The sequence below is a fragment of the uncultured Roseobacter sp. genome, assembly GCF_947501835.1.
Lineage (GTDB): Bacteria > Pseudomonadota > Alphaproteobacteria > Rhodobacterales > Rhodobacteraceae > Roseobacter.
Genome location: NZ_CANMXR010000013.1, coordinates 52,800 through 67,358 on the forward strand (window position 1 = coordinate 52,800; position 14,559 = coordinate 67,358).

A 14,559-nucleotide genomic window follows, 5' to 3' on the forward strand; every position below is an offset into this window, starting at 1 on the left:
CTTGTCAAAATTTATGAGATTTTCTATAATCAAATATCCATATTTTATTACTGAGAGTCCGAAATGGCAGACCCCCTCTCCGAAGTGATCTCGCTTCTGCGCCCACAGGCGCCCTCTACAAAACTGGCGCATGCGTCCGGTCCGTTCCGCGTTTGCCGTGATGACGTAGACGAAGTGTTTTACTGCATGCTGTTGGCCGGGCAGGCTAAGCTGGAGGTTGAAGGCCATGCGCCTGTCAACATGACTGCCGGCAGTTTCGTTCTCATTCCCGCCATCGCCCCGTTTACTGTGTCCAGTCTGGTTCCCCCACCCCCGGTCGGGCTTGTCAGTCAACCTGTTGCCGGAGCGGATGGGATCACACGGATTGGCACTTTGGACGGACCGGCAGAGGTTGAAATGCTGGTTGGACATTGCAGCTTCGGCAGCCCGGATGCTGAGCTTTTGGTGTCGCTGTTGCCCGACATGATCCTAGTGCAGGGAGAAGATCGTTTGGCGGCGTTGGCAACAATGGTGCAAAGCGAGGCGCGCGCGGATCGACCGGCCCGAGATGCAGTCGTGGAGCATTTGCTGCAGATCCTTCTGATCGAAGCCTTCCGATCCTCGGGGCAACCTAATAAGACCTCTGCATTGATAAGTGGTCTAACTGACGCGCGGATCGGCGCGGCGATACGCGCGATCCATGCGGCACCTGACTATCCCTGGACGGTACCTGAACTCGCACGGGAAGCTGGCCTTTCGCGGTCGGCTTTCTTTGCACGATTTAGTCGGATCGTCGGCGTCGCACCGATGGGGTACCTTTTGAATTGGCGGATGACGCTTGCAAAAGACATGCTGCGCTTGGGCAATCATGGCATTGCTGAGGTATCAGACATGATAGGGTATGGGTCCCCGAGCGCGTTCAGCACAGCATTTGCACGTCATGTCGGCGCTCCGCCGGGGGAATACGCGAGGATGGCCGCTGCTGGTTAGAGGCACAAGCGGCTCGGTTCCGGTCTCCTCGGCACGATTATGGGGCATATCAGGTTTGGACTGACCTACGATCACCCGACTGCCGTAGCCATAGTCGCGACACTCTTGTGAACCGCGTTCGGTTTTAGGCCAGACATTGTAGCGGGCGCAGCGAAACGGCACTCTGTCCGCACTGACTGTAGTTTGAACACCTCAAAACTTTGCAAATGCAGCGAGTGGCGGCAATGCGGGCTGCGACTGCAGTATCTTGACCCATTGGTCAACGGCAAGAATGGGCCGCCTTTGTCCAACTGATTTGGAGCCGTCAGCGAGTTGCTGAGTTGATCCCGAGTTCATCGGTGGACCCAAGCCTGCGACGCTAGTCCTTGTGGGCAAGAATGCTGAGAAGCTTACCTGCCGGGTCTAATAGGAAGAAGCGGCGGACCCCCCAAGGTTCATCTGTGAGTTCGTATTCAATAGTGCAACGCATCGAGGTTGCGCGTTCGTAGACGGCATCGACATCATCGACCTCTATCGAAGTATCCGGTACCGGGGTTCCCGAACCTCCTTCAGAAGCAATGCTGATTTGGACGCGGTCAGAGTGCTCAGACGCGAGGTGTAGGGAGTGGCGCGGCTTGTCGGCGCTTCCTCTCATTTGCTGACCTGTTTCGGTTGGTTAGAGCTTTTTCAAACGCTCATGTAGGCGCGATAGCTCAGCATTCAGCGTCTCAACATCCTTCTCAGATTGGCCATCAAAGACCAGGTTGTAGATGGCTTGTGCCTCTTTGAAAGCTTCCCTGCGCAGGTTTTCACCTTTTTCAGACAGGTTTACTTCGGTCACACGGCGATCTGTTGACCGGACACGTGTGGTGACGAGCCCATCTTTGACCATGCGCTGAACGACCTTGGTGGTGGTATTGAGTTTTTGTGCGGAATGCTCCGAGATTTCTGAGACAGACAGATACCCATCGTCGTATAGGCTCATCAACGCGCGCCAGCGAGCAATGTCGATGCCCAAATATTTGAGCCGTCTTTCCAGCGCATTCTCATATGCTGCGTTGATCTGGCTTACCCAATAGAACGGCCAGCTTTTCTTGAATTCTGCCTCGTCAATTTCAGGCACCTTGTCGTTCTCCCGCCCAGATTGCGCCTGACAATATTCAATTGAGCACCTTTTTGTAACATGAAAATTGACGTGATTTTTGAAGTTGTGAGAGATGAGGCACCCAGGTTCCGGAACTGTCCAACCGGCAACCGCAAGAGACCGCAACGGACGCCCGTCGGACTTCCTTTGGTCTACATGAGGTTGGGAATGAACAGGACCAAGCCAGGGAAGGCCAGCACGATGATCACACGCAGGATGTCCACAAATAGGAAAGGAAAGAGACCTTTGAAGATGGTGCTCAGCTTGACGTCTTTGACCACGGATTTCAGAACAAAGGCGTTCAGTCCGACAGGGGGCGTGATGTAGCTGAGCTCGGTAACGATCACCACATAGATGCCGAACCAGATCAGATCATAGCCCAGACCGGCAACAATCGGATAAAAGATTGGCACCGTCAGGGTGATCATCGACAACCCTTCGAGCACACACCCCAAGGCAATATAGATCAGCGTGATCACCATCAGCGCGGTCAGCGGATTGCCCAGACCGGCCACCAGCGTCTGGATCTCGCGGCTCATACCTGACAAGTTGACGTAGTTGGCAAAGACCAGCGCGCCAAACAGGATCAGGAACATGCTGGCGGTGGTTTTGGCCGTGTCGTAGAGCGTGATCAGAAGATCCCAGGTGCCGAGCCGCCCTTGCAGCAGCACCAGCAAAAAGGCACCGCCGGCCCCCATGCCTGCGCTTTCGGTTGGCGTGAAAACGCCGAGATAGATGCCACCCATCACAAAGACGAAAAGCCCTAATGCTCCAAGGACACCCTTGAGCGCAGCAAGCCTCTGGGAAAGCGGCAGTTTGGGCTGCGTTTCCAGCTCCATATTGCCAATGCTGACCGAGATACGCACCGCCACCACATAAAGGACGACGCCAATGATCCCCGGGACCAGACCGGCAAGGAACAGCTTGCCGATATCCTGCTGGGTCATGATGCCGTAAAACACCAGGATCACCGATGGCGGGATCAGGATGCCCAGGGTGCCGCCCGCAGCTATAGCACCGGTTGAAAGCCCATCCGGATAATTATATTTCCGCATCGAGGGCATAGCGATCTTGGTCATGGTCGATGCCGTGGCAAGCGACGAACCGCAGACCGAGGAAAATCCGCCACAGGCAACAACCGTGGCCATGGCCAACCCACCCTTGCGGTGACGCAGCCAGGCGTTTGCAGCGGCGTAAAGGTCATTCGCGATACCCGATTGCACCACGAAATTACCCATCATCAAGAACAACGGCAGGATTGACAGATTGTAATGCCGCGCGTTGTCGAAATAGGTCTGGCCCAGCAGCGAAAGCGAGGGTTCAAATCCGATGATCGAAGCCGTGCCGATGGTACCTACAAGGGTTAGGCTCAGCCCGATTGGGACGCCCAAAAGCAGCATTGCGAAGAGGATGCACAAGCCAATTTGCCATTCAGCCATTGCGATTTCTCCAGTGACTTGCGGCCAGGACGAGGGTGACCACCGCCGCGATGACACATAAGATGGCAGAGCCGTAGGCGATGGGGGCAAGCGGCAGTTTCAGGGTTGGTGTCGTTCCTGAATACCCGGCGATCTGTTGTCCGACGATCCAGATGCGCCAGCCAACGACTGTCAGCACCGAGGCGGAAACAAAGGAAATCACGATCTCCAGCAACCGGGCGCGGGCTTCGGAAAATCGCGAGGTCAACACATCCACCGCGATATGATCATTGTCGATACTCGCGGCCGGTAGTCCCAAAAAGACGACCGCTGCCAGCAAAAGCTCAGTCAGTTCGGCAGCGCCGGGCACGGGAGCATTCATGATGTAGCGGCCCAGAACATCCGCAACTGTCAGGCACATCATGGCGATAAGACAGACCGCGCAAATACAGGCGATGACGATGCGCAACCGGTATGCATGCTTGCCGGTTGCGCCGTCCTGGACGAAAAGGCTCATTGAGCGCTCAGCTTCTCGATCTCAGCCAACAGCATGTCATAGGCTGCTTCTCCGTCAATGCCGGCCTCGCTTGCCAGTGCCACGTTGGCTTCGATTACAGGTGCAAAGCGGGATTTGAGCGCCGTGATATCCTCAGCCGTGGCCTTGTAAGTCTGCAACTGGCCGCCCAGAGTTTCGTTGGCGGACGCATCGGCGCGGTTCCACATCTCGCCCGCGCGTATGGCCAGTGCCTCGCCCAAAAGCGGTTCGATCAGGGCGCGATCTGCTTCGGAAATCTGGTTCCACTTGTTTTTGTTCATCACGACCATGAAGGCGGTGTTGTAGATGCCGCCATCCGCCATGAAGGCGGTGGACAGCAGATCGCCCAGACGGAAGAACTGCACCGACTCCGAAGGGAACATGATGCCGTCAGCGACTTTCTGGCTGAGCAACTCGTAGGATTTCGACGAGGGGCCTTCGACCGGTACAGCGTCAAAGGATTGGGCCAAATCATGCGCTACAACGGACCCGGTACGCAGCTTTTGGCCGCCCAGATCGTCAAGGCTGGAAATTTCGCGGGTCGAGAAGATATGCCCGGGGCCGTGCGTGTGCACGGCCATCACCTTGACACCTTGATATTCACCGGCCTCTTCCAACATGGCGTCGTGCACACGCTGAAACGCGACCGAGGTCACGACGGCGTCATCGCTCAGGAATGGCATTTCGGCGATGGCCGAGGTCTTGAAGCGGCCTGGGCTGTAGCCTTGAACAGTATAGCCGATGTCAGCGACGCCGTTCTTGACCAGATCAAAGGTCGCAGGCGGCGGACCAAGCGGAGCTGGCAGCATAGTTATGGTCACGCGGCCTTCCGTGGCCGCTTCGATGTCAGCCACGAGCGGTTCGATAAAGTCAGCCACATATGGGTGCGAGGGCGGCAGCCAACTGTTCAACGTCAAAGCCGTGTCCGCGAAGGCCGCACTGGCGGAAAGGACAGTGCACGCAACAGCACCGACAACTGCGTATGAGAAGTTTTTCATTGATATCTCCCTGTTGAATGGCAACCACGTTCGAAAAACGGCGGTTCGGCTGATTTTTGGTGTGGCTGAAGTGTGATTTTGGCCCGGCACCGGGACAAGACGCAGGCGGGTATCATCCGATACCGCGCTGTAAAGCCTGAATTTTAGGCGACTCCGATCTCCAGCTTGTGATAGTCGCGGCTGAAATAAACCAAGCCCCGATCAAGGTTCTGAGCCAAATGCACATCTTTGATTTCGCAGAACATGACCGAATGGGAACCCTGTTCCAGAACGGTCCCGATCCGGCAGTCAAAGGCGACATTGGCGTCACTGAGAACCGGGGATCCGGTCGAAAACGTCAGCCAATCGCCATGTGCAAACCGGTCTACGCCTTCGACATAGCGGGCGAAGACATCGCACAGGTCCTGATGATAGGCGGTCAAGACGTTGACGCAAAGCACGCCATTGCGCAGCAGCTTGTCATGTACAAACGCATTGCGGTTCACGCAGACCAGAAGCGTAGGTGGAGCATCCGTCACCGAGCAAACGGCTGAGGCCACAAGACCGTGTTTGCCCATCACACCATCGGTGGTGATCAGGTTCACGGCAGCCCCCATCCGGCTCATACCTTCGCGGAATTCCATCTGGATTTTCGACAGTTCCATTTGACACCCCTTTAGATATCCAGAACCAGCTTGCCCTTGCCGCGCGAGCAACAGGCACACATCTGATCCATGTCATTTCGTTCCTCTTCGGTCAGGAACTGGTCGCGGTGATCGATCTCGCCTTCAAGTACGTCGGTGATGCAGGTGCCACAGACGCCCTCCTCGCATTTGACCTCGATCCTGATACCTTGTTGCGCCAGCGCCTTGGCGATGGTGTCTGTGGGGCCGATTTGAACGGTGATGCCGCTTTGGGCACATTCGACCTCAAAGCTGTCGCCGACCGTATCCACATCGGACGAGAAGTATTCGCGGTGAACATTGGCGGTGGCATGGCCAGCAGCCTCGGCGGTGCCGATGACCCAATCCATGAAACCCTGCGGCCCGCAGACATAGAGGTGCGTGTTGGCATCCGGCGCAGGTATGTCGCGGGTCAGATCCAGCCGCTGCGCCTCGTCCAGATCGTCGTGATGGATCATGACCCGATCCGCGTACGGCGCCTGTGTCAGCTTGTCCTTGAAGGCGGTCACAGAGGCAGAGCGCGTGCAGTAGTGAAAGACGAAATCCTTACCTAAGGAGTGCAGCCGGTCAGCCATGGCGATCATGGGCGTCACACCGATACCGCCGCCCAGCAGGACAGTTTTTGTCGCTGTCTCGTCCAGCGGAAAGTGATTGCGTGGCCCTTCGATCTTGAGCTGCGCGCCCTCCACTGCCAGCCGGTGCACAGCCTTGGAACCGCCGCGCGAATTGGGATCCTTGAGCACGCCAATCTCGAAGTAATCGGTGTTGGCCGGGTCTGAGCACAGCGAATATTGCCGCCACATGTCCACATCCGGCAGGTAGATATCCAGATGCGCGCCTGCGGTGAAGGCAGGCAAGGCTGCGCCGTTTTCAGGCACCAGCTGGATGCGCGCAATGTCGCCGCGGTCGTTTTCGCGGCGGATCACCTTATAGGTCTGAGAGTCGCTCATCGGTCTTGCCTCATCGCATGTATAGGCCACCGTTCACGTCCCAGCATGCGCCGGTGACGAAAGCGGAGCGCGTCGTGCAGAGCATCGCGACCATCTCGGCTACGAACTCCGGATCACCAAGATTTCCGGTTGGAATGTTGGCCAGCGCCTTGTCGAGATCGTCGCCCAGAACCGCATGCACCATGGGGGTGTCCATTGGTCCTGGCGCAATGGCGTTGCAGGTTACGCCAAAAGGCGCGAGGTCGCGGGCGAAGACTTTGGTCAGGGTCAGGATTGCACCCTTGGACGCCGCATAGTGCGCGCCAGTCGCCGTACCACCGTTTTGACCCGCCAGAGAGGCAAGGTTGACGATGCGCCCATAGCCACGATCGCGAAAATGACGGCCAAAGATCTGGCACCCGGCAAAGGTGCCGCCGGCGTTGACGGCCATGATCTCGTTAAACTTGGCCGGGTCTATGTCCAGCACGGGCTGCGCTTCGGTGCAGGCAGCATTGTTGACCAGCACCTCGACAGAACCGTAACGCTCGGTGCATTCGTCTAGCACGTATTTCCAGTTCTGCGCGTCGGCGATATCCAGCGTTGCGGTCATGCAGGTCTTACCGGCAAGGTCCAGCTCGGATGCCAGCGCACTGGCTTCTGGCCCTGGGTCAACATCGGTGATTATGATCCGAAACCCCTCTTTGTGCAGGGCGCGGCAGATGGTGGCGCCGAATCCGCGCGCTCCACCTGTCACCACGGCTGTCTGGATGGCCTCGGGCAGAGGGGCGGCCATTAGAACAGATAGCTGAATGAATTCAGCGCCCCATCAGAGTTCAGGAGCCTCACCACCTTTTGGTGTAGCTTGAACCCGTCTTCTGTCTTGATCAGAGTGTAAAAAGCATTGCCTGCCCAGATCCGCTGACGGCCAAACTTGTCCTCAACCAGATGCTCTGCCGCTCGCACCTTGATCTCGTCGCCTTTGGCGCTGTCGATTACGATGCGGCTGATTGTGCGTACTGTGACCGCGGGCGGGGCCGAAGAGATCGAGAAACCGCGCTCGAACCGATCAACGCGCATACGGCGCATCTTGTCGTTGTCGTGGCACAGGTTGAGCTGGTTGGCGTAGTCATCGCCTTCGCCGATGGGCATGATGTAGAGACCTTCGGGATCCCATAGAGCAAGCCATGCCTGATACTCGCGAGCATCCAGGAGATCGGCTTCATGCCACAGGAATTCCGTGACATCGGCCAGAAGTGCTTTGGTGTCTATGTCAGTCATCTTATTCATCGCTCATCATCCGTTTCCACATCTGGTAGGCGGCGCGCATACCGGTTTCCGCACTGATGTGACCGCGAGGACCGGCGACGCCCGGCTCCTCATCCACCAGGCCGCGATTCACGAGGATTTTCAGATCTTCACCGCCCTGAGTGCCGCGCTGAACGCGTTCCCACACTTCTGCGTCGTCAGGCGAACCAAAGCCCATCGGGCCTTGGAAATGCTCGTGCAGACGCATGCGCGTCTGGTTGGCGATTTCCGGTCCGCCATCCATGCCAAGCGCAATGTGGCGGATATCTGTCTTGTCCACGGCTACTGGCGTCAGCACTCGGAAGAAAGACAGCGAAAGCGATACGTTTGGGAAGAGATTCATGTTGAAGCCGGGGCCACCCACGGCCAGCACGATTTTCTTGACCTGCTCTTCGCTGAAACCTTCCTCGCGGATCTCTTCGGCCAGCTCTTCAAAGCGCGGCTCGATGGGATCATCAAGACGCTCGTCCAGATCGGCACGGCTCGGCATCATCATCAAGATGGAGTGGCCGTTGCCCAGATCCTCGACCCAGCCTTCGTTCTTCTCCATGAAGTCGAACAGGTCTTCCGTCTTCTCATCCAGGGTCTGCATGAAGGACTTGTGCACCACCGGAAAGTGATACGCGTCAGTGGTGTTTTCCAGTTGCACTTTCCAGTTCATTGGCACCGAGAACTGGTGTTCGCCGAGCACCTTGACGGGGAAACCGCCGCCCTGCTTGTTGAACAGGTGGATGTATTTGCAGACCTCGGGGCCAAGGAAATCGACCAGTGGTTCGACATCGTCGTTGAAGGTGGCAAAAACCATGCCGCCATAGGCCTCGGTGCGTAGCTTCAGCAGACCGTGCTGCGATTTGTCGAAGTCGTCGCCGTATTGCTCGGGGTAGGGCAGGGCGCGTAACGATCCGTCGAGGCCATAACCCCAGCCGTGATAGGGGCATTGGAAGGAAGATGTCTTGCCCTTCTTCACCTCGCAAACTGTGGCGGCGCGGTGACGACAGCGGTTGACCATGCAGTGGAGCTTGCCCTTGCGATCGCGCACAACAATAACCGGGTCGAGCCCGACATTGGACAGCTTGAATGAGCCCTTGTCTGGCAATTCACTTTCGTGCGCGACAAACACCCAGGTGCGTTTGAAGATCTTTTCCATCTCTTCTTTGAAGAGCTCAGGATCTTCGTACATCGAGGTCGCAACTTCTGCATCGTCGCTGTAGAGCGCGTCGAGATCACTGAATCTTGGCGTATCGAGAGACATGTCTTCAGCTCCTGTGTTGTTGGGGGATTTCGAGAGCGCGGCCCATGCGGGCCTCGACTGTCATGTATTTCCAAAGGCGTTCGTTCTGATCGGCGACGGTAATGGTGCGCAGCAGGTTGCAGGCTGCCTGAACGGCCTCGCGATCAGGGAAGTCGGCCAGAATGTACCAGGTGAAGGGAAAGCCCTGCGAGGCGCCGACCATGGTCTGGTCATCGTCAAAGGTGCCGACGATCTCGACACCTTCCATCTGGTCGATGCCCATCATCAGCTCTTGTGTGGCTTTCCAGACCGTGCCGATCTGGTCAAAGGGCAGATCAAAGAATGTCTGGTGGTTGTTGAAGCACAGCAGCGTGCGCAGTGGCGTTTTGTCAGCCATTGTCATCGTTCCTTATGGGTAACCGGGCATCGTGGGTTCGTCGAAGAAGGCCGCGCCAGCGGCGGTCCATGTGCCTTCGGACAGGAAGGCATGCTGTGCGACGCCGGCCGCATCAAGCATGTGGCGCACCAGCGGGTGCCCCTCTTCGATCACGGTCGAGCCGCCAAGCGCAAAGGCCATGCGCGCGGCCTCGGCGCCGTCGCGCGCGGCCTTGGACGCCACAAGGCGCAGGCGAATGTGCGTGTCGCGCGAGACTTTGTCGTTGTGTTCTAGCTCCTCGTAGGCCTCTTCGAGCGTGTCGTAAAAAAGCGCCTGCGCACCGAGATAGACACCCTTGGCCTTGGCGTATTCGGTCTGCAAATAGGGGCGGGCACCGGGCTTGGGGGCGCCCGTGACCGATTTGCGCGAGCCGGACTCGTGCAGGAACTCCAGCGCCGCGCGCGCCGCACCCAACGCGACAACCGCGAGCACCTGCGACGCCAGCGCCATAGACGGGTAGCGGAAGACGCGGTCATCCATGGTGGGCTTGGAACCGCGGATAAAGGTCCATTCACGCGGTACGACAATCTTGTCGGCCTTGATGTCGTGCGATCCGGTGCCGCGGAGGCCAACCGTGTTCCATGTGTCGACAATCTCGATCTTGCTCTTGGGCATGACCGCGATTAGCGGCAGAGTGGTGCTTTGGTCTTCGACCTTGATGCCTGCGCCTGCCAGATCGGCGCCAACAACGCCGGACCCCCACGGCCACTGGCCCGAAACCTCGTAGCCGCCATCGACCGACTTCGCGGCTTGCGGCGGGAACATGGCGCCGGCAAAAACAGTGTCGGGGTTCTTGCCATAGATTTTGGCGTAGGTTTCCGGCGGCAGCGTGCTGAGATAGGTGGCCGAAACACCGAAGCTGGCCACCCAGCCAGCCGAGGCATCGGCGGTGGCGATGTCTTCGATCAGGCGGCAAAAGTCAGCGGGGCTTTTTTCGTCGCCGCCAAAGCGTTTGGGCACGAAAGCGCGATAGACGCCCAGCGTTTTGAACTGGTCGACCACATCCTGGGGGATATGGCGCAATTTCTGGAACTCGGGCGCGCGCTGTTTGATCTGCGCGAGCACATTATCTTTGGTTTCCGGCGCCATGGCCAGCGCGGCTTGAGCAGTCATGCGGTATCCTCCTTGGCAAATGCAGTTAGGGTTGAGCTCAGCCATTCGGCGACCTCGCAAAGCGCGGCATCCTCGTCCTTGCGGCCGATGATCTGGACGCCTGCAGGCAGACCCTCACAGCCCACCGGGATCGGAAGGACAATGGCTGGGTGTCCGCTCAGGTTGAACGGACGCAAAAACCGTGTGAGCGGCAGGAGGGTGGCGGGATTGCGCGCCTCAGCCAGCGTGGGTGGCACGACGGGCAGGGCGGGTGTCATCAACACGTCGAAATGCGTCAGCGCCTCATCTATCTGGGCCGTAAAATCGAGGCGGATCTTCTCGGCCTGCTGCACCGCCTTGGAGGTGATTTGCTCCGCGGCCCGCAGCCGTTTGCGGATATCCGAGCCCAGCTTATCGGGCTGCGCCATCAGGGGGGCATATGCCTGTGCAGCCTCATGACCGATCAGCGTCATGCCTGCCTCGAACGCCGCCTCCATCAACGGCAGCTCAATGTAAGAGGCGTCGCCCAGCCCCTCCATCACTGCATAGATCAGCGGATCGCCCACATCCTGATCGAGCGCGCATTTCACCCGCGCCACGCGCGGCGCGGCGGTCATGGGCTGGCGTTGAAAGCTGGGGTCGATGGCTTCCATGCCCTCGATCAGGGTCTTGGCGGTGCGGGCAAAGACCCCGACGCAATCCAAGGAGGACTGCACCGGATGGCAGCCCTTGCGGCTGATGCGACCGTGTGTGGGCTTGATGCCAAAAATGCCGCAACAGATGGCAGGTTGGCGGACAGATCCGCCGGTATCCGTACCTAGCGCGAAATCACACAGACCAGCGGCCACAGCAACAGCAGAGCCGGAAGAAGAGCCACCTGGAATCCTGTCGGGCCATCTGGGATTGATCGGCGTGCCAAAAGTGTCATTGACGCCGCTCATGCCATAGGCGAGCTCGTGCATGTTTGCTTTGCCAATTACGTGGCACTGAGTCGAAATCAGGTTTTCAACCACGTCCGCATGCGATGCTGCTGGAGCCGAATCTTTGAGCGCAGCCGAGCCGCACGCGGTCACTTCGCCAGCGATGTCAATGCAATCCTTGACGGCAACTGTTGCGCCATTCCCGCCAAAGTCGAGCGCTTTGACAATCGCGTTGTGATCCGGAAGTGCCACGATCTGACCCCCATTGGTTGATCTGGTTTCGGCAATTGCAGTAATATTACCGTATATCCGACCTACACTAATAATAATCACGTGAATATTACCATAAAGGTATCATGCCATACGGTGCGCGGCACCTATGCGATTGGATAGAATGTGGAGCGGTGCATGACACCAAAGCCATCTGAAGAGAGAACGAACATGACGAAAGCGCTTATCGCTGCGCTCGAAAACCGCGTGGCCATCCTTGAGGCGGAGTCAGATTTGCGACGTCTCCAGGCCCGGTACATGTTTCTGTGCGACACGCCGAACCCAGAATTTGGCTGCGCTGATGACGCCGAGCGCATCGACCGAATCATGGAGCTTTTCGCGCCAGAGGCTGTCTGGGAGGGCGTGGGCGAATTCTATGACGGCCAGTTTGGCAAAGCCGATGGCTGGGACGCCATCAAGGCGCACTTTCAACGGTTCTGGGGCGAAAAGAGCAACCCGGCACTGATCCTCAACTGTCACTACCTGACGGCGGAGCAGATTCGCGTTGCCGATGACGCGATGACCGCCGAAGGCAATTGGGTGCACATGCAACCCTGGCTGTTTTCGGATGGTAAGGCGATGCTGCGGTCATCCCGTCTGTTCAACAAGTTCCGCAAATGCGAGGACGGCATCTGGCGCTTTACACAAAATCGCACCGAAAACGTGTTCATCGCGCCCCTGCCTGCGACCTGGGCCTCAGATTACCCCAGCACATCGGTTTTGATGAAGACCTGACGGATTATCGGGTGGCCGCAGGCGCTACTCCGAATGTCACCAAATGACCATCTTTGGCAGGAAGAACGCCAACAACAGAACACCCGCTTGGATCGCGATAAAGGGGAACACCGCGCGATAAATCGTTCCTATCTCAACATTTGACACAGAGTTGCTGAGGTAGAACAGCGCCATCCCAACCGGCGGCGTCAGGAACGATGTTTGTAGGCAAATGGCCATAAGGATCGCTGCCCATGCAGGTTCATGCCCCAGCGACAAAAGAACAGGAAAAACTAGAGGTGCGATGATGAGGGTGATTTCCATCCAATCAAGGAAAAACCCCATCATGAAAACGATGAACAATATAAAAATCAATGTCCCATCGGCAGACAGTGGCAGCGCAAAAAGCGCGCCTTCGATCAGCTCGTCCCCGCCATATCCGCGCAGCACCACCGAAAAACAGGACGCGCCGAAGATCAGACCAAACAGGAACGCGGTGGTCAGGGCGGTCTCATCGCAAACTTCGCGGAAGGTCGCCCATGTGAGTTGTTTTGACGACAACGCAATCAGCGTCGCACCCGCCGCGCCAATTCCTGACGCCTCGGTTGGCGTTGCGATACCAAAAACGATCGAACCCAACACGGCGACGATCAACATGAGCGGACCGATCATGGTCGTCGTCAACTCTTTAATGAGCTGTCCCACGGGTTGTTTTTCAGCCCTTTCAAGGGCCGGGGCCGCATCAGAGTTCCACAGCGCATAGATCACCACATAGACCACATAGGCCAGCGCCAGCAGGAACCCTGGAATAATGGCCCCGCGAAACAGATCGCCGACAGGGATTTGCAACTGGTCGCCCATGACAATCAGCATGATCGACGGCGGAATCAGAATGCCCAGACATCCGGTGGCACCCACCACGCCCAGCCCAATCCTGTCATTGTAGCCGGCGGCGCGCATGGCAGGCATAGCAATGGTGGCCAGCAAAACAACGGAGGCCCCGATGATCCCGGTGGAGGCAGCAAGCACCACTCCAATCACCACAACCGCAACAGCCATTCCGCCGGGTACCGGGCGCAGCACCTTGTGCATTTGCGTCAAAAGTCGTTCGGCCGCCCCGGATTTCTCTAGCATCAATCCCATGAAAATGAACATCGACATCGGGATCAGCGAATAGGAGGACAAGGTATCAAAAATCCGGTTGGCCACAAAATTGACCATCCGGAGCGAGGCCATATCCGCATCGACCACCGCGAAACTCTCCAGTAGCGTGCCGAGCGCGGCAAAGGCCACGGCAACACCGCCTAAGACGAAAGCGACGGGAAAACCGGTGAACATCACCGCTATGAAAGCGCTGGCCAGTAGGAATACGAAAAGAGCGTCCATGACTAATCTTTCTGCACGCGGGCGGCGGGCCGCATCACGGTGCGGATCGAGGTCAGCAGGATCGCAAGCGCTTGAAGGCCCAGCAGGGTCAGCCCGGCTGCCATGACGAATTTGATGATGTAACGCGCAGGCAATCCCGATGGCATCGGGGAACCCTCTTTCAATGCCCAGCTATAGCCAAAAATGTTCCAGGCGCTGCGCCCGACCATCCAAAGAAACGGCAGTAATAGGAACAGGACGCCGAAGAGCTCGACCAGGGCGCGCGACCGTGGCGACATGCGGTTGTGAAAGATGTCAACGCGGACGTGGCGGTCCTTTTGATAGGCCCAGGCCAGGCACGACATGACGACAATCGCGTTCAGGTGCCATTGCAGCTCTTCTAACTCGATCGAACCGATGTTGAACGCATAGCGCAGCGTTACATTGACCAGAATCGTGAGCACAAGCAAAGGCAGGAAAAGCGCGCCGATCGTGCCTACGGCGCGAACGACGCGGTTTATGATTGTTTCGATGATTTCCATGATAGATACATACGTGCCGCAGCGGCGGTACTGATCCGGGCGGACGCTGA

Annotated in this window: 17 protein-coding genes; 2 read left to right on the top strand and 15 right to left on the bottom strand. The window is 57.7% G+C overall.

The window, feature by feature from the left end; translation table 11 throughout:
* Positions 1 to 63 precede the first annotated feature (63 nt).
* Positions 64 to 969: an AraC family transcriptional regulator gene (locus Q1A20_RS21700; RefSeq protein ID WP_299918679.1), complete on the top strand. Its 906-nt coding sequence runs from the start codon at positions 64 to 66 to the stop codon at positions 967 to 969.
* A gap of 358 nt (positions 970 to 1,327) precedes the next feature.
* Here Q1A20_RS21700 and Q1A20_RS26170 read toward each other — a convergent pair whose 3' ends face one another.
* The 13 genes from Q1A20_RS26170 to Q1A20_RS21760 form a co-directional block, all read right to left on the bottom strand.
* The gene (locus Q1A20_RS26170; protein ID WP_367180954.1) at positions 1,328 to 1,603 is read right to left on the bottom strand and encodes a VOC family protein; all 276 of its coding nucleotides are present in this window, start codon (positions 1,601 to 1,603) and stop codon (positions 1,328 to 1,330) included.
* A gap of 21 nt (positions 1,604 to 1,624) precedes the next feature.
* Positions 1,625 to 2,218, bottom strand: coding sequence for a MarR family winged helix-turn-helix transcriptional regulator (locus Q1A20_RS21705; RefSeq protein ID WP_299918682.1), 594 nt, complete (start codon positions 2,216 to 2,218; stop codon positions 1,625 to 1,627).
* A gap of 26 nt (positions 2,219 to 2,244) precedes the next feature.
* On the bottom strand, positions 2,245 to 3,531 hold the full coding sequence (locus Q1A20_RS21710) for a TRAP transporter large permease (protein ID WP_299409907.1): 1,287 nt from the start codon (positions 3,529 to 3,531) through the stop codon (positions 2,245 to 2,247).
* Complete coding sequence (locus Q1A20_RS21715) at positions 3,524 to 4,027, bottom strand: TRAP transporter small permease (RefSeq protein ID WP_299409910.1); 504 nt, start codon at positions 4,025 to 4,027, stop codon at positions 3,524 to 3,526. The genes Q1A20_RS21710 and Q1A20_RS21715 overlap by 8 nt, the downstream gene beginning before the upstream one ends.
* Complete coding sequence (locus Q1A20_RS21720) at positions 4,024 to 5,043, bottom strand: TRAP transporter substrate-binding protein (RefSeq protein ID WP_299409912.1); 1,020 nt, start codon at positions 5,041 to 5,043, stop codon at positions 4,024 to 4,026. Before Q1A20_RS21720 ends, Q1A20_RS21715 begins: the two co-directional genes overlap by 4 nt.
* A 143-nt stretch (positions 5,044 to 5,186) precedes the next feature.
* Entirely contained in the window at positions 5,187 to 5,687 is a 501-nt protein-coding gene (locus Q1A20_RS21725) for a flavin reductase (protein ID WP_299918685.1), read from the bottom strand.
* An 11-nt stretch (positions 5,688 to 5,698) separates the two neighbouring features.
* Positions 5,699 to 6,655, bottom strand: coding sequence for a PDR/VanB family oxidoreductase (locus tag Q1A20_RS21730; RefSeq protein ID WP_299409917.1), 957 nt, complete (start codon positions 6,653 to 6,655; stop codon positions 5,699 to 5,701).
* 10 nt (positions 6,656 to 6,665) lie between these two features.
* A complete protein-coding gene (locus tag Q1A20_RS21735; RefSeq protein WP_299918687.1) occupies positions 6,666 to 7,427 on the bottom strand; it encodes an SDR family oxidoreductase in 762 nt (253 codons plus the stop codon).
* Positions 7,427 to 7,921, bottom strand: coding sequence for an aromatic-ring-hydroxylating dioxygenase subunit beta (locus tag Q1A20_RS21740; RefSeq protein WP_299409921.1), 495 nt, complete (start codon positions 7,919 to 7,921; stop codon positions 7,427 to 7,429). Before Q1A20_RS21740 ends, Q1A20_RS21735 begins: the two co-directional genes overlap by 1 nt.
* Positions 7,914 to 9,191: an aromatic ring-hydroxylating dioxygenase subunit alpha gene (locus tag Q1A20_RS21745; RefSeq protein WP_299918690.1), complete on the bottom strand. Its 1,278-nt coding sequence runs from the start codon at positions 9,189 to 9,191 to the stop codon at positions 7,914 to 7,916. The genes Q1A20_RS21740 and Q1A20_RS21745 overlap by 8 nt, the downstream gene beginning before the upstream one ends.
* 4 nt (positions 9,192 to 9,195) lie before the next feature.
* The gene (locus tag Q1A20_RS21750; RefSeq protein ID WP_299409926.1) at positions 9,196 to 9,567 is read right to left on the bottom strand and encodes a hypothetical protein; all 372 of its coding nucleotides are present in this window, start codon (positions 9,565 to 9,567) and stop codon (positions 9,196 to 9,198) included.
* A gap of 12 nt (positions 9,568 to 9,579) precedes the next feature.
* Positions 9,580 to 10,719 carry an acyl-CoA dehydrogenase family protein gene (locus Q1A20_RS21755; protein WP_299918693.1) on the bottom strand — a complete coding sequence of 380 codons (1,140 nt, stop codon included), beginning with the start codon at positions 10,717 to 10,719 and terminating at the stop codon, positions 9,580 to 9,582.
* On the bottom strand, positions 10,716 to 11,870 hold the full coding sequence (locus tag Q1A20_RS21760) for an amidase (RefSeq protein ID WP_299918695.1): 1,155 nt from the start codon (positions 11,868 to 11,870) through the stop codon (positions 10,716 to 10,718). Before Q1A20_RS21760 ends, Q1A20_RS21755 begins: the two co-directional genes overlap by 4 nt.
* 189 nt (positions 11,871 to 12,059) lie before the next feature.
* Between Q1A20_RS21760 and Q1A20_RS21765 the strand changes: the two genes are divergently transcribed.
* Complete coding sequence (locus Q1A20_RS21765) at positions 12,060 to 12,623, top strand: nuclear transport factor 2 family protein (RefSeq protein WP_299918697.1); 564 nt, start codon at positions 12,060 to 12,062, stop codon at positions 12,621 to 12,623.
* A gap of 36 nt (positions 12,624 to 12,659) precedes the next feature.
* On the opposite strand, the gene Q1A20_RS21770 is transcribed toward Q1A20_RS21765, so the two are convergent.
* Positions 12,660 to 13,988 (bottom strand): TRAP transporter large permease subunit, encoded by a 1,329-nt coding sequence (locus Q1A20_RS21770; protein ID WP_299918699.1) that lies wholly within the window; start codon positions 13,986 to 13,988, stop codon positions 12,660 to 12,662.
* A gap of 2 nt (positions 13,989 to 13,990) precedes the next feature.
* The gene (locus Q1A20_RS21775) at positions 13,991 to 14,509 is read right to left on the bottom strand and encodes a TRAP transporter small permease subunit (RefSeq protein WP_299409933.1); all 519 of its coding nucleotides are present in this window, start codon (positions 14,507 to 14,509) and stop codon (positions 13,991 to 13,993) included.
* Positions 14,510 to 14,559: the final 50 nt, after the last annotated feature.

Bases quoted from the DNA above. Each gene is read 5' to 3' on its own strand.
- Q1A20_RS21700 (WP_299918679.1), top strand. From the start codon at position 64: ATGGCAGACCCCCTCTCCGAAGTGATCTCGCTTCTGCGCCCACAGGCG.
- Q1A20_RS26170 (WP_367180954.1), bottom strand. From the start codon at position 1,603: ATGAGAGGAAGCGCCGACAAGCCGCGCCACTCCCTACACCTCGCGTCT.
- Q1A20_RS21710 (WP_299409907.1), bottom strand. From the start codon at position 3,531: ATGGCTGAATGGCAAATTGGCTTGTGCATCCTCTTCGCAATGCTGCTT.
- Q1A20_RS21715 (WP_299409910.1), bottom strand. From the start codon at position 4,027: ATGAGCCTTTTCGTCCAGGACGGCGCAACCGGCAAGCATGCATACCGG.
- Q1A20_RS21720 (WP_299409912.1), bottom strand. From the start codon at position 5,043: ATGAAAAACTTCTCATACGCAGTTGTCGGTGCTGTTGCGTGCACTGTC.
- Q1A20_RS21725 (WP_299918685.1), bottom strand. From the start codon at position 5,687: ATGGAACTGTCGAAAATCCAGATGGAATTCCGCGAAGGTATGAGCCGG.
- Q1A20_RS21730 (WP_299409917.1), bottom strand. From the start codon at position 6,655: ATGAGCGACTCTCAGACCTATAAGGTGATCCGCCGCGAAAACGACCGC.
- Q1A20_RS21735 (WP_299918687.1), bottom strand. From the start codon at position 7,427: ATGGCCGCCCCTCTGCCCGAGGCCATCCAGACAGCCGTGGTGACAGGT.
- Q1A20_RS21740 (WP_299409921.1), bottom strand. From the start codon at position 7,921: ATGAATAAGATGACTGACATAGACACCAAAGCACTTCTGGCCGATGTC.
- Q1A20_RS21745 (WP_299918690.1), bottom strand. From the start codon at position 9,191: ATGTCTCTCGATACGCCAAGATTCAGTGATCTCGACGCGCTCTACAGC.
- Q1A20_RS21750 (WP_299409926.1), bottom strand. From the start codon at position 9,567: ATGGCTGACAAAACGCCACTGCGCACGCTGCTGTGCTTCAACAACCAC.
- Q1A20_RS21755 (WP_299918693.1), bottom strand. From the start codon at position 10,719: ATGACTGCTCAAGCCGCGCTGGCCATGGCGCCGGAAACCAAAGATAAT.
- Q1A20_RS21765 (WP_299918697.1), top strand. From the start codon at position 12,060: ATGACGAAAGCGCTTATCGCTGCGCTCGAAAACCGCGTGGCCATCCTT.
- Q1A20_RS21770 (WP_299918699.1), bottom strand. From the start codon at position 13,988: ATGGACGCTCTTTTCGTATTCCTACTGGCCAGCGCTTTCATAGCGGTG.
- Q1A20_RS21775 (WP_299409933.1), bottom strand. From the start codon at position 14,509: ATGGAAATCATCGAAACAATCATAAACCGCGTCGTTCGCGCCGTAGGC.